We start from the raw sequence: 16,221 nt of genomic DNA, 5'->3' as shown, positions 1-16,221 counted from the left end.
TCATGTTTTCCATCTTTACAATACGTATGTAATCGAGCTCGTAATCCGCCCGCTGCATCTTATTCTTCCTTTTCGCTATCATTTTATCTATCACGTTTTGTAAACGCTCTCCAAATTTTTCTTGCAATTTAGGATCGACAAAACTCAATAGTTTTTGTTTATCGCCATCGACTAGGGCTTGTTTATAAGCGAGGCATTTTTCAATGAAGATAGGATCTTGGTTATCGGTAGCATTAAAGGCAAAGTTGATCTCGCTAGCTTGGGTATTTGTAACCAGTAATAGCAAACTACTGGTAAGCATTGTAGATAGTTTCATTAGACGTCCTTTTAGTTAACTTACTAACAATAAATGATTAAATGGCTGGTAGTTTTATTCCTGCCAAAGAATTTTTACCTGCTGAGGGTCATTTTCGTTTAGGTATTGACAATTAATAGGTGCCGAGGCTTCTGTTGCGTTGATCTTAATACGTAATGAGGCTTTAAACTGAGTACCAGGGTCAAAGTCAACACGTGCTGAAGTATCCCCTGTGAGTACTTCTACATTGTTAGAAAAGCATATGTAATAGGTAGCACGTGCGTCCGGCACTGTTATGCCATAAAGATCAATATCGGCTTCCCCTGGAGCTACGGTGAGTTCTTTTGTTCGTCGACGTTGTCCGGCTGTTGACTCATCGATGACGTTATCATTTAAACGAACTTCAAAACTGTCATCAGCTTCATTACCATTGTCACCAAAGGTGAAAATGAGTTTAGTGGCACTGATGGTTACATTGGTTTCTGTACTCTGTTCGCCAACTTCAACATAGAGTTTGCCACTCACTGCATTTTCCGGCACCTTTACCGTTAACTTGCTGGTACTTGCGTTATGGACGTCCGCCAGTACACGATTATTAAATTTATCGACAAAGAACACTTTGTTGCCGTCAATGTGTTCGGAGAAACCTAGGCCACTAATTGTCATCTCCTGTCCAATCATAGCCGGCTGAGGATTTACACTGCCTATAGCTAAACCACGACCAAAGGTTAGATACTGTGGTGAGGTATTTTCTGTGACTGTATTTGCTATATCATCTTCAAAACGAAACTCTAATGATACTTTGGAGTCCGCTTGCATTTTTTGATAGAGTGAAGGTGGAAAATAGAAGGTGGCTTGTGTACAAGAATCATTAACTATATAGGAATCATCTAAATTTCCATCGTTTTCAATCGTTAATTCTTCATCGTTTCCTGTTGTCTCATCTTTGAAATATATCTCTGGATAGACTGGGTTACCAAAAATACTGTGGGCTGGACAAATTCCGGTTCCAGTTACTGTAATAAATGTAGAGTAGTCATCTAGGCTTAATAATCCTGGCTCCATTTTTAGTAAGTGCATCCCCCAATTTATACGGTAATCATAATGTTGTTTGAGTGTGAATAAGTTATACCACGCCTCTGCAGCATTTAAGCCTGAGCTAATTGCATCAAGAACGGTGTAAATTTCTTTCAGTTGACTATAGATGGGAATAAATGCTTCAGCTATTTTTGTGATAATTGCGTTACGCACATCTTTCATAAGTGAGTCTAGGTCATAACCCGCAGCCTTAAAAATCTCAGAAAGTAGTGGACCTAAATGCTGTTCAGTTAAAATAGTATCTACTTCATTTTTAACAATACTGTTTAGTTCACTAATAATATCGTTCATTTCCGTTGTTGTAACGCTGCCATCTTCAAAAGCTTTATTAACTGCATCTGCCAACCCTTTGCTAACTTGGGTGGCCATAATGATCTCAGAGATATGTATTTTATTTTTACCTTCTTTAACTATATATCCGTTAGGGTCAATACCACTGCTATCATTTTTCTTGGTAGATGCAATGATATTTGTTATTGCTTGAAAACTTTGCCATAAACATCGATCTATAAGGTTGCGCCAAAAAATGGCTTTTGCAGCGGTTACTTTTGAATCATCAAGTAGTATGTCACCTTGTGAACCTGGAGTAATTACTTCAACCATACAGTCTTGGTATTGACAAGCCGCTATCTGCTCGTCTTGTGACCATAGAGCGATAGAAAAAGGGGAGAAAGCTACAGGTGCTATCATGTTTCGGTCTATTAACGATGTAACGTGATGATAGCTTTTGCTTTTACTACTGTTTGTTGGATCGATGCCGACAACGGGAGATGAGTCGATGCTTAAGTCTGCATTAATTCTATAAACAGCTGTACTCAAATACATCTGGGTGCTGTTTTGTACTTCCGTATAACCATCATAGGAAAAAAGCTCGCTAATTGAGCCTCGAGTGGGTTCCACTTTAATACCGTCCTGGGATTCTGATGGTGAAATTGTTGGGCGAAGATCATCAGTGTTTACATTAGCTAACCCTTTATTGGATGCATTTTTTCGCCATTTTTTCATTGATTGGAGATAATTTGGATCATTTGTTTGGCTATTTTTTTTTAGTACCTGCTGAATTTCATAAATCAACCCTGCAACGTCAAGGTTGTTAATAGCAAAAGTTTTTTCTGGATCATTAATACCATTACGCACGTAGCTAGCTAGTTGTTGGTAGGCATCTATAGTCGGTAATTGATCACGGGCTTCACGAATTTGTTGTTCAGTTTTGTTATAAAGATAACCAGTGAGAGCCATTGCTTCTATGGTTGAATCAAGAGTTAATGTAACACTTGTGTCTGACGGCATAATGATGGCTCGTAAAATAATGACATTATCACTATTACTGACTAGCACTGTGTCAGGTGATGAAGCTTCAAACCGATAGTCAGTACCATCAATGTCTGCCAAGTTAGTATATGCTTCTGCTATGTATGATACATGGAATGGTCCCGTGAGATTTTGATATTCATTCGGAACCGTAATGTTTAACGCGACGTTTCTACCTATCCAAAGGTTGAGATAACGTGACTCTCCATATTGATTAGATAAATAGGCTTGGCCGCTAACGGCATCATCAGGCACGGTAAATTGTGCCGAATATTGTGATGTAACATTTAGTGATATATTTTGGATTCCCCAATTGATTTTTGTACCGCTAACGAAGTGCTCACCGGTTACCGTAATCGTATCACCTGGTGCGGCATTGGTGGGAGATAGTTTATAAAGCATAGGTGTATTGTTATCGAGTAATTTAACTCGCAATTCATTGGTGCGCTTGCCGTCTGCGACCACAAATAGATCAAATTCTTCACCTCCTAATGCAATATTGGCAAAATCAGGTATTACTATTTCAAGTTTATTGCTATCAATTGGGGTCGCTTTAATATTTACGGGCTGGCCGTTATTTCCACGTTTACTTAAAACGACAAAAACATCGCTTTCTGGCAGGTTTTTTCCTGAAATGGTTAGCGGTAGGTAAGCCATTGCTTGGTTAACTAAATCGTCACCGTTATTGGTGGTAAAGCTAGTTGCTGACAGAGTGACATTGCTATTAAGTATTAGTGGCGTCAGTGGATCTGGATCATTACTATCAATCAATAAATCGCCATCATCGTCCACATCGGCGTAATTGGCGATATGGTCGCTATCTGTATCAATCCCTAGCTGATCAATACTATCGTTAATTCCATCATTATCACTGTCGGGATCAACAAAGTTGGGTAGTAGGTCGGCGTCTTGATTACCGGTACCTTCGACACGGTCTGGAATGCCATCACCATCGCTGTCATCATCCAGCCAGTTAGGTATTCCATCGTTGTCGGCGTCGAGCAGGCGCTCTGTTTGGTTGATAAATACGTGGTATTCATTACCATCTAATATTCCATCTCCGTCAGTATCTTGCAACTCAGGATCCATCCCCAAGGCGAGCTCTTGTTCATCAGCTACACCATCGCGGTCTTGATCAAGAAATACGTCAATGGTGTAGGTAAAGCTATCTGCACCATTGGCATACTTATCCGAAACGCTGATGTTGTAATTGCCAACAGTTTTGGGAAGAAAGAAAATCGTTGCTCCGATACGACCGGTAGTATCAATTGCCAATGCTGATGACTGTACGACACTACCATTGTCATCCAATATCGTAAGAATAGGGGTAAACTTTGGGTCATCTTTGAAAAGCACTACACTGATGTATTTTTGTGCTTCCACTTGGGCTTGGCTAATCGAGATTTTAAAATCATCAATGTCTACTTCTTTATCAATAACCCCGCTAATACGGGCTGGAATGCTATCGATGATATTGGCTTGACCAACGTTATTGTTGAACTCTTCTTCTTCAATGGTAGGCAGTCGGCCGCGACTGGGATCAAAAGGAAAGTCATCAAGTTCATCAGGGACGCCATCGCCGTCTTCATCAGGATTTTCCCAAGTGCCTACATGTGGGCCAGAGTCACCATTATCTGAGCCACCACCTTCATCACCATTATCAGTGCCACCGTTGTCTCCGCCGTTACCGTTGTTGCCAGTATCCGGAACGGTTACATCGCTGCCATTGGGGTCTGTTTCATCTAAATCACCATTACAGGCTGCTGTAGCAAGGGCTGCGGTAAGTAGTAATGCTAAGTATTTTTTATTCGTCATTTATCATGTCCTTACGAAAATTATTGGCGAAAAGGCGTTTGCATCCGCATCAGTCCTTGGGATGTCATAGCCAGATATTTATCTCCACTGGCTTGCCCTAAAGCGTTGCAGCGCAGTTGTTGAGCGGAGGGATTAAAAAGCAGTCCTGAAGAGACCACATTCTCAATTACTGAGTTGGCAAAAGGCACCACCATTTTTTGGCACCATTGCACTTCGATTTGTAGCAAGTTAGCGTCTTGTAGGTTGATCTGACGTTCATCTGAGAGCTGAGTTAGTGCGGTTGAACGGTACATTAAGTTATCGTTGGGGATTTCTTGGTGACGGTCTCGTCCGTAGTAGATTTCCACCTTAAACTTATTAAACACTTCCTCATTTGGGTTGAGAATGGTGACTCGACCAAGTAGTCCAACGGCTGTGCGTGCCCGAGTATAAGCACTGACTATGTCACCGATTCCAGTACCGTGGTTGTAGAGTGGCATCATGCCCTCGGTTAAGCCGCGGTTGATAGCACTCATACTGCCATAGTTGATTGCACCTTCACGCACGGCTTTAACAGTTGCTGCATCCAACGTACTTTTTGCGGAAAATAGAAATGCCCATTGCACTACTAGCATCATCACTACCAGTATGATTGGCGTCAAAAACGGCAGTGACATGTTGAACTCAAACATGCTTTGGCCACATTGATAGCTACGTAGCGATCGCATCATTCAGCTACCCGATTTTGCTGTTGTTGTGGGGTTGCTTGCAGCTTGACTAACACTTGTTCTAGAGCATTAATCTGCTGGCCTACTGCGGTATTGCTGTTGCCCTGTCGTTGCGCAGTTTCTAATACTTCAGTAGCTTGTTTAATACGCACTAAGCTCATGTTGTACCAAGCTTTTTGGTGTTGTGGTGCTTGTTGTATACAACGCATGTAGGCGTTGATTGCTGCCTCTTGTCGGCCAGTGCGCGTGTAGATATTACCTAAGCGAAACCAGCCGTCAGCATAGTCTGGCGCCATTGCTAGAACTTGCATGTATAGGCTTTCTGCTTGCCCTAGCATGGCTTTTTTATAGGCCACCTCAGCTTGGGTTTGCAGCGCCATAATATTGGGGTGAATTTCCTGTTCGACGTGGGCTTGATGTGGGTTACTGGCTGCACACCCGGTGATGGTCAGCAGTAGCAAAATAATGGCTATTAGTTGGCCCATAACAACGTGTCTCCCGTGGTGATTTGATAATGTTCAGCGCTGCCACTAGCAAGTTCCAACGTATATTTGGCTCCCTTGCAAGCACTGCTACGCCATGGTTTTAGCTGTTTGGCAATCTTGAGTATTTGCAGTTGTTCGTTGAGGTAGACCACATCAATGGCATAGCTCATGCCCATGGTGTGAACCGCATTGCAAGGACTGATCAACATGCCTTGCTCACGGGTAAGTCGCGGTCTACCAAGCAAACCGCGTAGCCGTAACCAAGGCGTATTGGCCAAAAATACTTGTGGCAATTGCTGGCCGTCATTGAGTTGTAATGCGCGAACTAACATGACTTACATCTCGTACATAATTTTCATGGCAATTGGAAATGCCAAAATGAGAAAGGTCACCGGAAAAATGAACACGATTAGCGGAAAAATGAGTTTCACTGGCGCTTCGAGGGCTTTTTTCTCGGCTTTTTGAAAGCGTTCAACGCGGCGTTGGTCGGCTTGGATCCTTAAGGTACCGCCTAGGCTAGCCCCTGTTCGTTCGGCTTGTGCTAGTGAGCTAACCAAACTGTTGAGTTCAGTTATCTGTACTCGTTCTGCCATATTGCGAAAGGATTGAGCGCGGGACATGCCAGCACGCATATCGCGGATCACCTTTTCAAACTCGATTTTAAGTGGGCCATTTGGGCCACGCTCAACCGCTTGAGTGAGTGCGCCAGACATGTTGAGACCAGCCTCAATGGCAAGGGTTAGGTAGTCGAGATATACCGGCAGCACCCGAACAATGGCAATTTCGCGTTTTTTACGCAGATCGTTCAGCGTCATCATGGGCAGAAAGTAACCGAAGATGCCAGCAATCAGTAGGTAGCGCAGGTTAACGTCATCTAACATCACACATGCACTGAGGGTTAGTCCGATAGCGAACAAGGTACTTAGAATGCGGATGGCAAAATATTGCTCCGCGGTCATGATGTACGACAGTCCTGACACCTGAAGCTTTTTGGAAATTCGTTCTAAATAGTCGACACTGAGTTTTTCACTAATATAAAAGGCTAACAGTCTAACCAAGGGCCAAATGGCCTTAAGCCCTGGTGATAGTGGATCCATAAACTCGCGGTTATCTGTAGGTACACTTTGATAAATGCGATGGCAGCTAATTAGCAGTAATACCAATGCCAAGGCGAAACAAGTGACAATAATGTTGACCATAGTTCAGCCTCCTACACATCAATCGATACAATTTTACGGATCGACATATAGCCGCAAATCAGCATTAGTGAGGCAATGACTATCACCGCCCAGCCCATAGGTTCAGATATCAATCGCCCCATGGTTTGTGGCTCCATCTGATACAGCACTATGGCGATAAATATTGGCATTGCGGTCATTACAATGCCTTGAAGACGTCCTTGTGCTGTCAATGAATTGATTTTGCCCTCCATCTCAATCTTGCGACGTAATGTGTCGGATAAACGAGAAAGTACTTCCGCTAAGTTGCCTCCAACATCTCGTGAAATCTGCATGCCGGATACAACTAACTGAAACTCTTCTTCGGGGATTCGTTGAAACATGTTGTCCATAGCTGTATTGAATTCCACGCCTAAGCGTTGTTCGCGTAAAAAGAGATGAAACTCGTGTTTGATTGGCGCATCCATCTCATCGGCCATAGTTTCAATGGCGGTGTTCAAGTTGGCTCCTGATTGCATTGATGTGGCGATCATATTGAGACCATCCGGTAACTGGTGCACAAACTTGCGACGACGACGTGCATGTAAAAAGCGGTAAGCAAAACGTGGCAGGAATGCCAAAATGACGCTGATAATGATGCCTAAGGTCCAAGAGCCGACCACTAACCAAATTAGTAACGGGCCAGTAAGGATAGTGACAATGTTAATGATGAACAGCTGTTGTGGCTCAATGAACATGAACATTTCAGCCAAGTTGACTTTTGCATTGACGGTAAACCGCTCTTGGTAGATTTTGGCCCAGCGAGCGGATAGGTGACGTAGCGACCAGACCAATAACACTACTGAAATAAAGGTACAGCAGAGAATAAACAGAATATCGTCCATGCTACTCCTCCCGTTGAAAGATGCTTAAGTCGACTTGAATACCATCTCGGCGCAGTTGTTCGTAAAACTCTGGAATTGCACCGCTGGCAGTAAAGAAGCCTTGCACCTTGCCTTGCTCATTAAATCCAGTTTGTTGAAACTTAAAAATTTCAGAGAGCTGAACCGTATTTCCCTCAAGTCCAGTCACTTCACATATGCTGGAGATTCGGCGAGAACCATCGGCAAAACGTGATTGCTGCACAATGATGTTGATAGCCGAGGATATCTGTTCACGTATAGCCTTGGCTGGCAGATCCATCCCCGCCATCATCACCATGACTTCTAGACGAGATATACAATCCCGGGGAGAGTTGGAGTGAGCTGTGGTAAGTGAGCCATCATGGCCAGTATTCATCGCCTGTAGCATATCGAGCGCTTCACTACCCCGGCACTCACCTACAACTACTCGGTCGGGCCGCATACGCAGGCAGTTTTTTACTAAGTCACGAATTTCCACCGCTCCTTTGCCTTCTTGGTTGGCTGGCTTGGCTTCTAATGACACCAGATTTGGCTGATTTAACTGCAGTTCCGCCGCATCTTCTACGGTGATAATACGTTCATTTTTCGGGATAAAGTTAGACAGCACGTTAAGTAAAGTGGTTTTACCTGACCCTGTACCGCCCGAGATAATAATGTTGCGCTTTTGCTTTACCGCTATCTCAAGAAATTGCGCCATAGTTTGGCTCATTGAGCCAAACTTGACTAAATCACTGCACTCCAGCCTTTGCTGCATAAATTTACGGATGGTGATACATGGCCCTTTTAGCGCTAATGGAGGAATGATAGCGTTGACACGAGAACCATCTTTCAGACGTGCATCCACCATAGGTGAACCTTCATCGATTCTGCGGCCAATGGGGGTCACAATCCGTTCAATGGCACCCAGCACAGCTTGGTCATCGGAGAAGGAGATATCTGATAAATAAAGCTGACCTGCTTTTTCATAGAAGATCTGGTCATGACTATTTACCATGATTTCTGACACGGCAGGATCGGCAAGTAGCCCCTCTAATGGCCCTAGACCGATGGTCTCATCCAGCACTTCCTCAATTAATGCTTCAGGCTCAATACTGGTAGGGAGTTTTATTTGTTGGACAATTTGTCGGATCAGTGTGCCACTGCGTTCGCGTAACTCTTCATCGCTCATCTCATTAACATTGACGCGGCGCAAATCCATCTGTGTTAGTAGTTCTTTATGCACCTTGCGGCGCCACGTATTACGAAAGTTAATCTCTTCTAATTGTTGTGCGGTGTGCACATTGGCCTTTGGGGCTTTTTCTGTAGCAGAGTCAGTAGTGGCCACTGTTGGTGAAGTCGTGCTGCAATTTATAGTGTTGATGGTGGCATTTGCACTAGCGGGAATTGCCACGGGGGCTTCGCCTAATGTGGCACGACTGTCTTTTTCCTGTAGTCGTAATAGATAATCACCAACTTGCACTTCGTCATTGGCTGAAAGTGGCCCTGCTTGCTGGCAGCGATTGCCGTTAAGCTTAATACCGGTGCGGCTGCCGCTGTCTTTGATAAACAAACCATCAGCTGTTTGGTAGGCAATGGCATGAGTACGCGCTACTTTTAAGCCGCGTAACACAATCAGATGGTCGGTGTCCTTGCCAATGCTGCATTCATAGCCAACACACTGAAATTCACCAACATTTGTACCTTTAGTGGTATTAACTACAATGCTGAACATACTGCTTCTCCCTTAGTCCAGAATGTAGAACGGCTCAATGTCTTTGGCTTCATCCACCATCTGACGGCCTCTAGCTAGCTGCTCATCATTGGTTTGCCCGGAATAGATGACGTGCGGGGTCACAAAGATTACTAGCTCAGTTTTGTTTTCTCGAAAGTCGCGTGATTTGAAGAGTTCGCCGAGAATGGGGATATCACCCAGCAGTGGAAACTTGTAGATGGTTTTTGACATCTCGCTGTTGACTAAACCAGAGATCACCATGGTTTCGTTATCTTTGACGTTAATAACCGATTCAGTGCGGCGTGTGAGTACCCCGGGGGTACCGTTCGCGCTGGCAACCGATGGATCGATGGAGCTGACTTCGGCCTTGACGTTACTGGTAATGTTGCCGGAAGCATCGACGTATGGTTCGATATCTAATTGAATACCGTATTGCTTAAATTCGACATTGCTGGCGCCGAGGCCGGAGGTCGTTTCAATTGGGTATTCACCACCAGAGAGAAAACTTGCTGGAGTGCCAGAGCGAGTGGTGAGATTCGGTTCTGACAGGATGCGAGCATCGCCTTTTTGTTGTAACAAATTGATCTGCGATCCAAGGCCGCTGACGATACCAAAATAGCTCCAACCACGATTATCTAAGACGCCAATGTTGTCTGAAATTGCGTCTGAAATAGTTTCGGCATAACTTGATGCGGAAGTGCCTGTTAATGAAAACAATTGATTAGTCGTAAACCCTTTAGCTACGCCATAGACTGGGCCATCCGCCACCGTTTCCCATTGTACGCCGATATCTTTCAGTCTTTGTTTATTGAACTCGACGATCTTAACTTCCATTTTCACCATCGGTTTCAGTTCGTCGGCATAGGGGGTGTACTCCACTAAGTTGACGATGTCCGGTGCTAATTTGATGATCTGTTCCAGCGCTTGTTTGCGTTCTTCTGAAACTTTGCCACGCAGGATAATCAAGTTGTTGGCCTCCGTAACGCTGAGATGAGGGAAGCCTGAAAGTAATTCTTTGAGTTGTAGACTGGTTTTGAAGGGGTTGTCTTGAGTGACTACTACAGACAACTTTATTAGTTTGCCATCTTTTTGCCATAGCTGTAGGTCAGATAAACCAGCGCTATCACCAATCAATAACACACCTTTGTCATCAATCACTTTGGCACTCATCACTTTACCGTTACCGACGACAATACGTTCAACATTATTGGCTTTGTACAATTCAACAGCGCCGACATATAACTGTATTTGATGGTTGTTATGGGCCATTACTTGCAGCGAAAAAAAACATACGGCAAACAGAAATAAAATCTTAGTTTTCATACTGATTCTCAAGCTTATTTATTAGCGTTTTGGTTGAGAGAAACAGCGTTAATCGGATAACGCTGATAGGTGGTTTTCACTTGACCGCCACCGGTGATGATTTCTACCTTTTGTTGAGTTAGATTTTTTGCAAAGATCTCACTTTGATAAAGTGATTGAAATTCAATAGGTAAGTCTTCAGTGGCGTTACGCAGTAGCGTGACTAAACTTCCTTTACTCTTGGCTAGTGAAACTCGTGCCGCATCTTTGAGTGATAACGCTAAGGTGACAGTGTTGTATTCGGTTGGATTGTCAAACATCTGTGTGGCTAATTCATCGGGCACATCAATACTGCGCTTGCCAGTGGCTAAGACTTTGGCGTTGGCTAACAAAAGCTCCAGTTTCTTTTGGTTATTGCTTCCGCTAGTACCTGAGGAGTTTTCTGCGTCAGTTTGTTCTTGATACTGTAGTAACACGTCGACGCGATCAGAAGGAACCAACATGCCTGCGTTAGAGCTGATCGCATCAACATCAATGGTCACCGCCCGCTGACCCGGTTCCAACAGGTCGGAAAAATGTACCGCTCCAGTACCTTGCACGTAGCTTGTTAGTAATGGGCGTCCCCCTCCCATAGGCTCGACCAAAACTCTACCAACAACATCGCCAAAGTTATTGGGGCTCAAGGCGGTCATCGGCATTACATCTGCTGGCACACTACGAACTGACATATTTTGTTCAGAGATCACGTCGCCGATGTTAAGTGGCATTTTGGCCACGAGTACATCCATCATTTGGATGTGATTGCCGGAGAGTTCATCGCGAAGTTGCTGTTCGCGGGTGGCAAAGTAATTCTTGGTTGCCCATGCCGCGATAACGCCAATCAACAGCGCGACTATGAGTAACACCCAGTTTAGGTCTAGTGATTTGATTCGCATCTAAATTTCCTTATCTTGGCGCGAATGATTGTTAAAATGGTAGCGTTGGCAATGACTTAGCAAAGGAAAACGCGCTGTACCAATGACGCAATGCCTCTATACAAATTTGCATGACGTTTTGATCGTTAGTTATTGGGGTAAATAGTGCGGCGACGATAGCGCCACATACCACCAGATATTCAATACTGGCTTGTCCTCGTTGAATTTTGGTCATAGTTAGCCTCCATCTGCTGATAAGTTGGCAACAATCGATACATGTCCGGCCATGCGATTAAACGTAATATCGACCGTACTACTGCCACTACTCAGCATTAAGGCTCCTTTGCCTGCGGTAACGTCTAATATGTCGCCGCTTACGGTCCATCCTTGTCCCACAAAATAGTTGTAGTAATAGCGATAGGCACTGCCGATATCGCTGCCACTCCTGAGCAGCAAAGTTCGGCCTCTTTTGAATAGATCTTGGCTGCGTATATCTGATAACACTGTGCTGCTGGCAAGCGTCGGAAATGCTAGCGAATTAGCATTGGCAGTGACTGCTTCATTTTTACTGATACCCACATAAACCAATACGCCTTTTAATTGCGGTTTAATCCTTGCGGTTAGCAAATAGGGTGGCTGCAAGCTATTAATAATGAAGTCATTACCAAATTTCTGTTCATCGAACTTAATACTGCTGTCTTTCCATTGTTGTCTGAAAAAGGCTGCGGTTAGCATCGGGGATGTTTGCTGATCTGTGACTGCCCAAGTACGCATTGGTATGCCGTTGAAGTTCATATTGTCTGCCACTATTTCTACAGTGGCGTTTTTAGGAAATTCCACATTTGGCCAGTTTTGTGCCGCCAGAGATTTACCACAAAGCAACAGCGTTAAAAGGAAAAAAATTCGATACATCATTGTTCTCCGCAGTTTGCCGTGCCATAAGTACACAGTTTGTTAGCGGGAAGCGCATTTTCATCGATATGACCAAATTTAAGTGAGCTAGGGTCTAGTTCTTGCGCAATAAAACCTGCGCCAATTTGCAACACTTCTATCGCACTATTATCAAACAGTCTTAAAGGTACTAATTCGCTCACTTGTTTGCGCACATGACGACCGCCGTTTGCATTCCAACCCGATGCTAACAATGCTGCGGAGCCATGAGGGACAATATCTATCTCGTCGAACGGTGCCATGTAGTAACGTACCAACGGTGAGCTGACATTGGTGCGATAATACTGATCTTGCTTAAGCGTAAATCCCGTCATGTTTAATAAACTAAGCGCTCCGCTAACGATACTATTAGCGGTACCTGGGACCTTCCCCGCTGATTCGTTGGTCAGCAGGCGAGGTGACGAGTTGCTATTGGCGCTTTGCTGTTGGTTTGGATTTTTGAACAGGCTGCTGTTGTCGTTATCCTGCTGCCATTGCGCCTGTAATAGCGGATGGCTGTCACGATCCCAATTCCAAGGCTCGCTATTGGATGGCTGTTCACTCGTAAGTATTTGGCCGTCTTTAGCATAGAAGCGTTGTGGTAAATCTTGTGCGATACGTGTTTGTGCGCGGATTGCCACATTGGCACCGTTACCACTGCTGTTATTTGGAGGTGCACTAACTCGCCATACAGTACGTTCCCAAGCGCTGTATTGCGCTGCTTCAATGGCGCGATGTTGCACTCCTGCAATTTTGCCCATTAATGGCACCAGCAATAGCAAGGGGATAATGGCAAAGCTTAAACCAATAACACTTTCCGCCAGTGCTTGTCCCTGTTGTTGCCGCCATGAAAATAAACTCATCATATGAGCTGGCTCAACGTTAATACGGCGGTTTTTTCCGCGTCGGTCGCAGCACTCAAGCGCACTTGCCAAAATGGGTTATAGAGATTGCCGTACTCCATTTTGTTATCACTACGTGCCCAATTGATGCTGTTTTGCATAAGGTCGCGCGGGCGAGAGTAGTACACTTTGGCTGCGCCCATGGCGGCTAAGCGGTCTTGCCCTAGATGTTCCTGCGTAGCAGGGTTGATGTTTGCTTCACTGGCAGAGATAGAGCTGGTGGTGTGTAGCTTTTGTTGCTCCTTGGTGATTACCACCACTATGTTGTCAAAGCTATTGCTGTGTTGTTGTTCACTACTCAGTGAGTAAAAAGGCATGACACCCATGTAACCACGGTAGTCTTTTTGTTCATCATCAGCTTTACGTGAAGCGCGGGTATTAATATCGCGACTTTCCCCCCAGTATTGTCTACTGGATATAGCGTCCATATCTGCGCGACTATCAGACGACGTAGCGCCCCAGCCAGTTTCCCTCTCGCGATGACGCCAACCACAACCATGCCAGCCACAACTCCAATTGGATGTATGTAGTGAAATAGTGTCCATGGCTGTCCACGATTCAGGCTGTTCGCCACCATCGTTATCGACTAATGTGCTACCACCTGCTTTGCTCAAGGAAAATTTAACTAAGCCCAAATCTAATTTGATCAGGTCATAGCTACGTCGTTTGGTGAATGGATCTCGTGAATCGGCGATGACTTTCTTGAAATCTTGATATTGGCTACTAGTATCGTCGCCGTTGCGGTATTGCAGGGTTTGATAACTGAACCAAAAATCTTTGAGTCGGTTCAATAACATGAAATTCTGTACCAGCTGCAGTTTGGTATCGGGGTCATTGGCTGCAGTTATTTTTCCGCCTGACTCTAGGGCGGCGGTAAATCCTGCAAAATGAAACACATCCTGCGCGCCACTCAATGCGATTAATACTGCAGTTTCAGCAATTTGTGCGATTTCTAATGCGGGTTGCATCACGCGATCAACGATCGCTACGGCCCTAGCAATCGCCGCGACGACAATGTTGACATAGGGCACAGGCCGCAGTACTCGGTCAGCATTCTCGGTAAAGGTCTTTGCCATGCTGAACCAAGATGACAGACCTACCAGTTGAGCGACCGCAACCTGATTAGCTACCGATGCGCGGTTGGTATAAGCCTTAAAATTTAGGTCGCGACTGGCAAATTGTGCCAAGCTGTAGGCGGTATTATCCGCAGTGTGCTGCAGCTTAGTGCCTTGATTATTAAGCTGATAGGTATTGAACGCAAACAGCACAGCCATCAAAGTAAAGGCCATGAGTATTAACGACAACACCAGCGCTTGTCCCCGCTGACGCGATAGCATATTCCTACTCCTTGGATATCTATCGAAGTGTTGTTTTTAAATTAAATCCGTTTTAATTAGTCAGTTTTCGAGTTACTTGAATCGCCGCCAGAGCCAGCTGTTCCCCCGCTAGCGCCATTAGCGCCTTTATCGTAGTTACCCAAGTTATATTGAGCGTTTGCGGTTGAGTTAGCATTTGAGGCTGAGCTTTGTGCAGCACTAATAGAGTCACTAGCACTTTGGCCGGACATTTCGCTAGATAGCCCAGCAACTTGATTACGAATGGTTTGTCCAAAAAAACTGTACACACCGATTGCTGCTACTGCGATTAGTGCAACAATGATTATGTACTCGGTCATTCCTTGGCCTAATTGATGTTTCATAGAGGTTTTAACCCGTGAAAATATGACGGTAGGGACTGAAAAATATCCAGTCCCGCCATTTTTAATGATTAGTTGCTGCTACTTCCACTAGCACTATTTGCGCCTTTATCATAATTTCCTAGATTGTAATTCTGATTGGCTGTGCTATTTGCTGATTCAGCTGATGTTTTGGCTGCACTGATGGAATCATTAGCGCTTGTCCCTGACATTTCACTTGAAAGACCTGCTACTTGGTTACGTATTGTTTGGCCGAAAAAGCTGTATACGCCTATGGCAGAAACAGCAATTAGAGCCACGATGATAATATACTCGGTCATTCCTTGGCCGCGAATTCTACGTATTAACATAATGTTTATCTCTCCCTGATAAAAAACATTCCTTAGTTATCGTGACGTTAAATTTTCTAGAATTAGCTTAATATGTCAATAACAAGTGAGGCTGTTTTTTATTCTATTTTGGAATTTAAACTGGTCACTTTTAAGCTATAATATATATGGATATAAAAATTATGTTATTAAACAATGTATTACTTTTGATTTGGTATTTGCTTATAAATAGAATTTTTATTGTGTCTATATTGATTTTTATCAATTAGATTATCTAGATATGTTTTTTTAGGTTTTTTATTTGTTAATAAAATGTATTTATGAGTGTGTGTAATAAGAGACTTTTATTCCTTTTTGTCCATATGTGGTGTCATTTTTTTGTAGGAGTGTTATGAATGTGGTGTTTTTTTGACTAATGGCATTTTTTGGCTTTTCGTAACGCGCTAATCAATTATTCTAAGAATGATGTAACTGTGGTGAATATGGAGTCGGTATATTTGTGGGAGACTCTAGTAGGAAAGTATTATTAGTTAATCCTTAACAGGATGTGCGGCCGTTAAAACTGCCTGTTTTACTCATTTTTATATTATCCGTAGCCATTTTGTATTCTCAGGAAATCTGAATTAATTCAATGCGACTTAATTGA

The 16,221-nt window shown here is 43.9% G+C and carries 16 protein-coding genes; all 16 read right to left on the bottom strand.

The window, feature by feature from the left end:
- The coding region (locus tag ACN0TT_RS17220; protein ID WP_417763379.1) for a hypothetical protein at window positions 1-316 on the bottom strand (316 nt) is incomplete at its 3' end.
- 54 nt (window positions 317-370) lie between these two features.
- Complete coding sequence (locus tag ACN0TT_RS17215; protein WP_417763378.1) at window positions 371-4,519, bottom strand: IPT/TIG domain-containing protein; 4,149 nt, start codon at window positions 4,517-4,519, stop codon at window positions 371-373.
- A 20-nt stretch (window positions 4,520-4,539) separates the two neighbouring features.
- Window positions 4,540-5,229 carry a pilus assembly protein gene (locus ACN0TT_RS17210; protein ID WP_417763377.1) on the bottom strand — a complete coding sequence of 230 codons (690 nt, stop codon included), beginning with the start codon at window positions 5,227-5,229 and terminating at the stop codon, window positions 4,540-4,542.
- Entirely contained in the window at window positions 5,226-5,711 is a 486-nt protein-coding gene (locus tag ACN0TT_RS17205) for a tetratricopeptide repeat protein (protein WP_417763376.1), read from the bottom strand. Before ACN0TT_RS17205 ends, ACN0TT_RS17210 begins: the two co-directional genes overlap by 4 nt.
- On the bottom strand, window positions 5,699-6,043 hold the full coding sequence (locus ACN0TT_RS17200; RefSeq protein ID WP_417763375.1) for a DUF192 domain-containing protein: 345 nt from the start codon (window positions 6,041-6,043) through the stop codon (window positions 5,699-5,701). The genes ACN0TT_RS17205 and ACN0TT_RS17200 overlap by 13 nt, the downstream gene beginning before the upstream one ends.
- A gap of 3 nt (window positions 6,044-6,046) precedes the next feature.
- Window positions 6,047-6,910 carry a type II secretion system F family protein gene (locus tag ACN0TT_RS17195; protein WP_417763374.1) on the bottom strand — a complete coding sequence of 288 codons (864 nt, stop codon included), beginning with the start codon at window positions 6,908-6,910 and terminating at the stop codon, window positions 6,047-6,049.
- A gap of 11 nt (window positions 6,911-6,921) precedes the next feature.
- Window positions 6,922-7,773 (bottom strand): type II secretion system F family protein, encoded by an 852-nt coding sequence (locus ACN0TT_RS17190; protein ID WP_417763373.1) that lies wholly within the window; start codon window positions 7,771-7,773, stop codon window positions 6,922-6,924.
- 1 nt (window position 7,774) lies between these two features.
- Window positions 7,775-9,502 carry an ATPase, T2SS/T4P/T4SS family gene (locus ACN0TT_RS17185; RefSeq protein ID WP_417763372.1) on the bottom strand — a complete coding sequence of 576 codons (1,728 nt, stop codon included), beginning with the start codon at window positions 9,500-9,502 and terminating at the stop codon, window positions 7,775-7,777.
- Between the two features lie 12 nt (window positions 9,503-9,514).
- Window positions 9,515-10,825 carry a type II and III secretion system protein family protein gene (locus ACN0TT_RS17180; protein WP_417763371.1) on the bottom strand — a complete coding sequence of 437 codons (1,311 nt, stop codon included), beginning with the start codon at window positions 10,823-10,825 and terminating at the stop codon, window positions 9,515-9,517.
- A gap of 14 nt (window positions 10,826-10,839) precedes the next feature.
- Window positions 10,840-11,739 (bottom strand): Flp pilus assembly protein CpaB, encoded by a 900-nt coding sequence (gene cpaB, locus ACN0TT_RS17175; protein WP_417763370.1) that lies wholly within the window; start codon window positions 11,737-11,739, stop codon window positions 10,840-10,842.
- Between the two features lie 31 nt (window positions 11,740-11,770).
- The gene (locus ACN0TT_RS17170; protein WP_417763369.1) at window positions 11,771-11,953 is read right to left on the bottom strand and encodes a hypothetical protein; all 183 of its coding nucleotides are present in this window, start codon (window positions 11,951-11,953) and stop codon (window positions 11,771-11,773) included.
- Between the two features lie 2 nt (window positions 11,954-11,955).
- Complete coding sequence (locus tag ACN0TT_RS17165; RefSeq protein WP_417763368.1) at window positions 11,956-12,633, bottom strand: hypothetical protein; 678 nt, start codon at window positions 12,631-12,633, stop codon at window positions 11,956-11,958.
- The gene (locus ACN0TT_RS17160; protein WP_417763367.1) at window positions 12,630-13,514 is read right to left on the bottom strand and encodes a hypothetical protein; all 885 of its coding nucleotides are present in this window, start codon (window positions 13,512-13,514) and stop codon (window positions 12,630-12,632) included. The genes ACN0TT_RS17165 and ACN0TT_RS17160 overlap by 4 nt, the downstream gene beginning before the upstream one ends.
- Window positions 13,511-14,887: a hypothetical protein gene (locus ACN0TT_RS17155; RefSeq protein WP_417763366.1), complete on the bottom strand. Its 1,377-nt coding sequence runs from the start codon at window positions 14,885-14,887 to the stop codon at window positions 13,511-13,513. Before ACN0TT_RS17155 ends, ACN0TT_RS17160 begins: the two co-directional genes overlap by 4 nt.
- Window positions 14,888-14,943: 56 nt before the next feature.
- Entirely contained in the window at window positions 14,944-15,249 is a 306-nt protein-coding gene (locus tag ACN0TT_RS17150) for a Flp family type IVb pilin (RefSeq protein WP_417763365.1), read from the bottom strand.
- A gap of 68 nt (window positions 15,250-15,317) precedes the next feature.
- Window positions 15,318-15,596 carry a Flp family type IVb pilin gene (locus ACN0TT_RS17145; protein ID WP_417763364.1) on the bottom strand — a complete coding sequence of 93 codons (279 nt, stop codon included), beginning with the start codon at window positions 15,594-15,596 and terminating at the stop codon, window positions 15,318-15,320.
- Between the last annotated feature and the right edge of the window lie 625 nt (window positions 15,597-16,221).

The sequence above is a fragment of the Shewanella sp. genome (genome assembly GCF_048265805.1).
Lineage (GTDB): Bacteria > Pseudomonadota > Gammaproteobacteria > Enterobacterales > Shewanellaceae > Shewanella.
The sequence above is the reverse complement of the archived record's forward strand: the minus strand, read 5'-3'. Positions and strand labels throughout refer to the sequence as shown.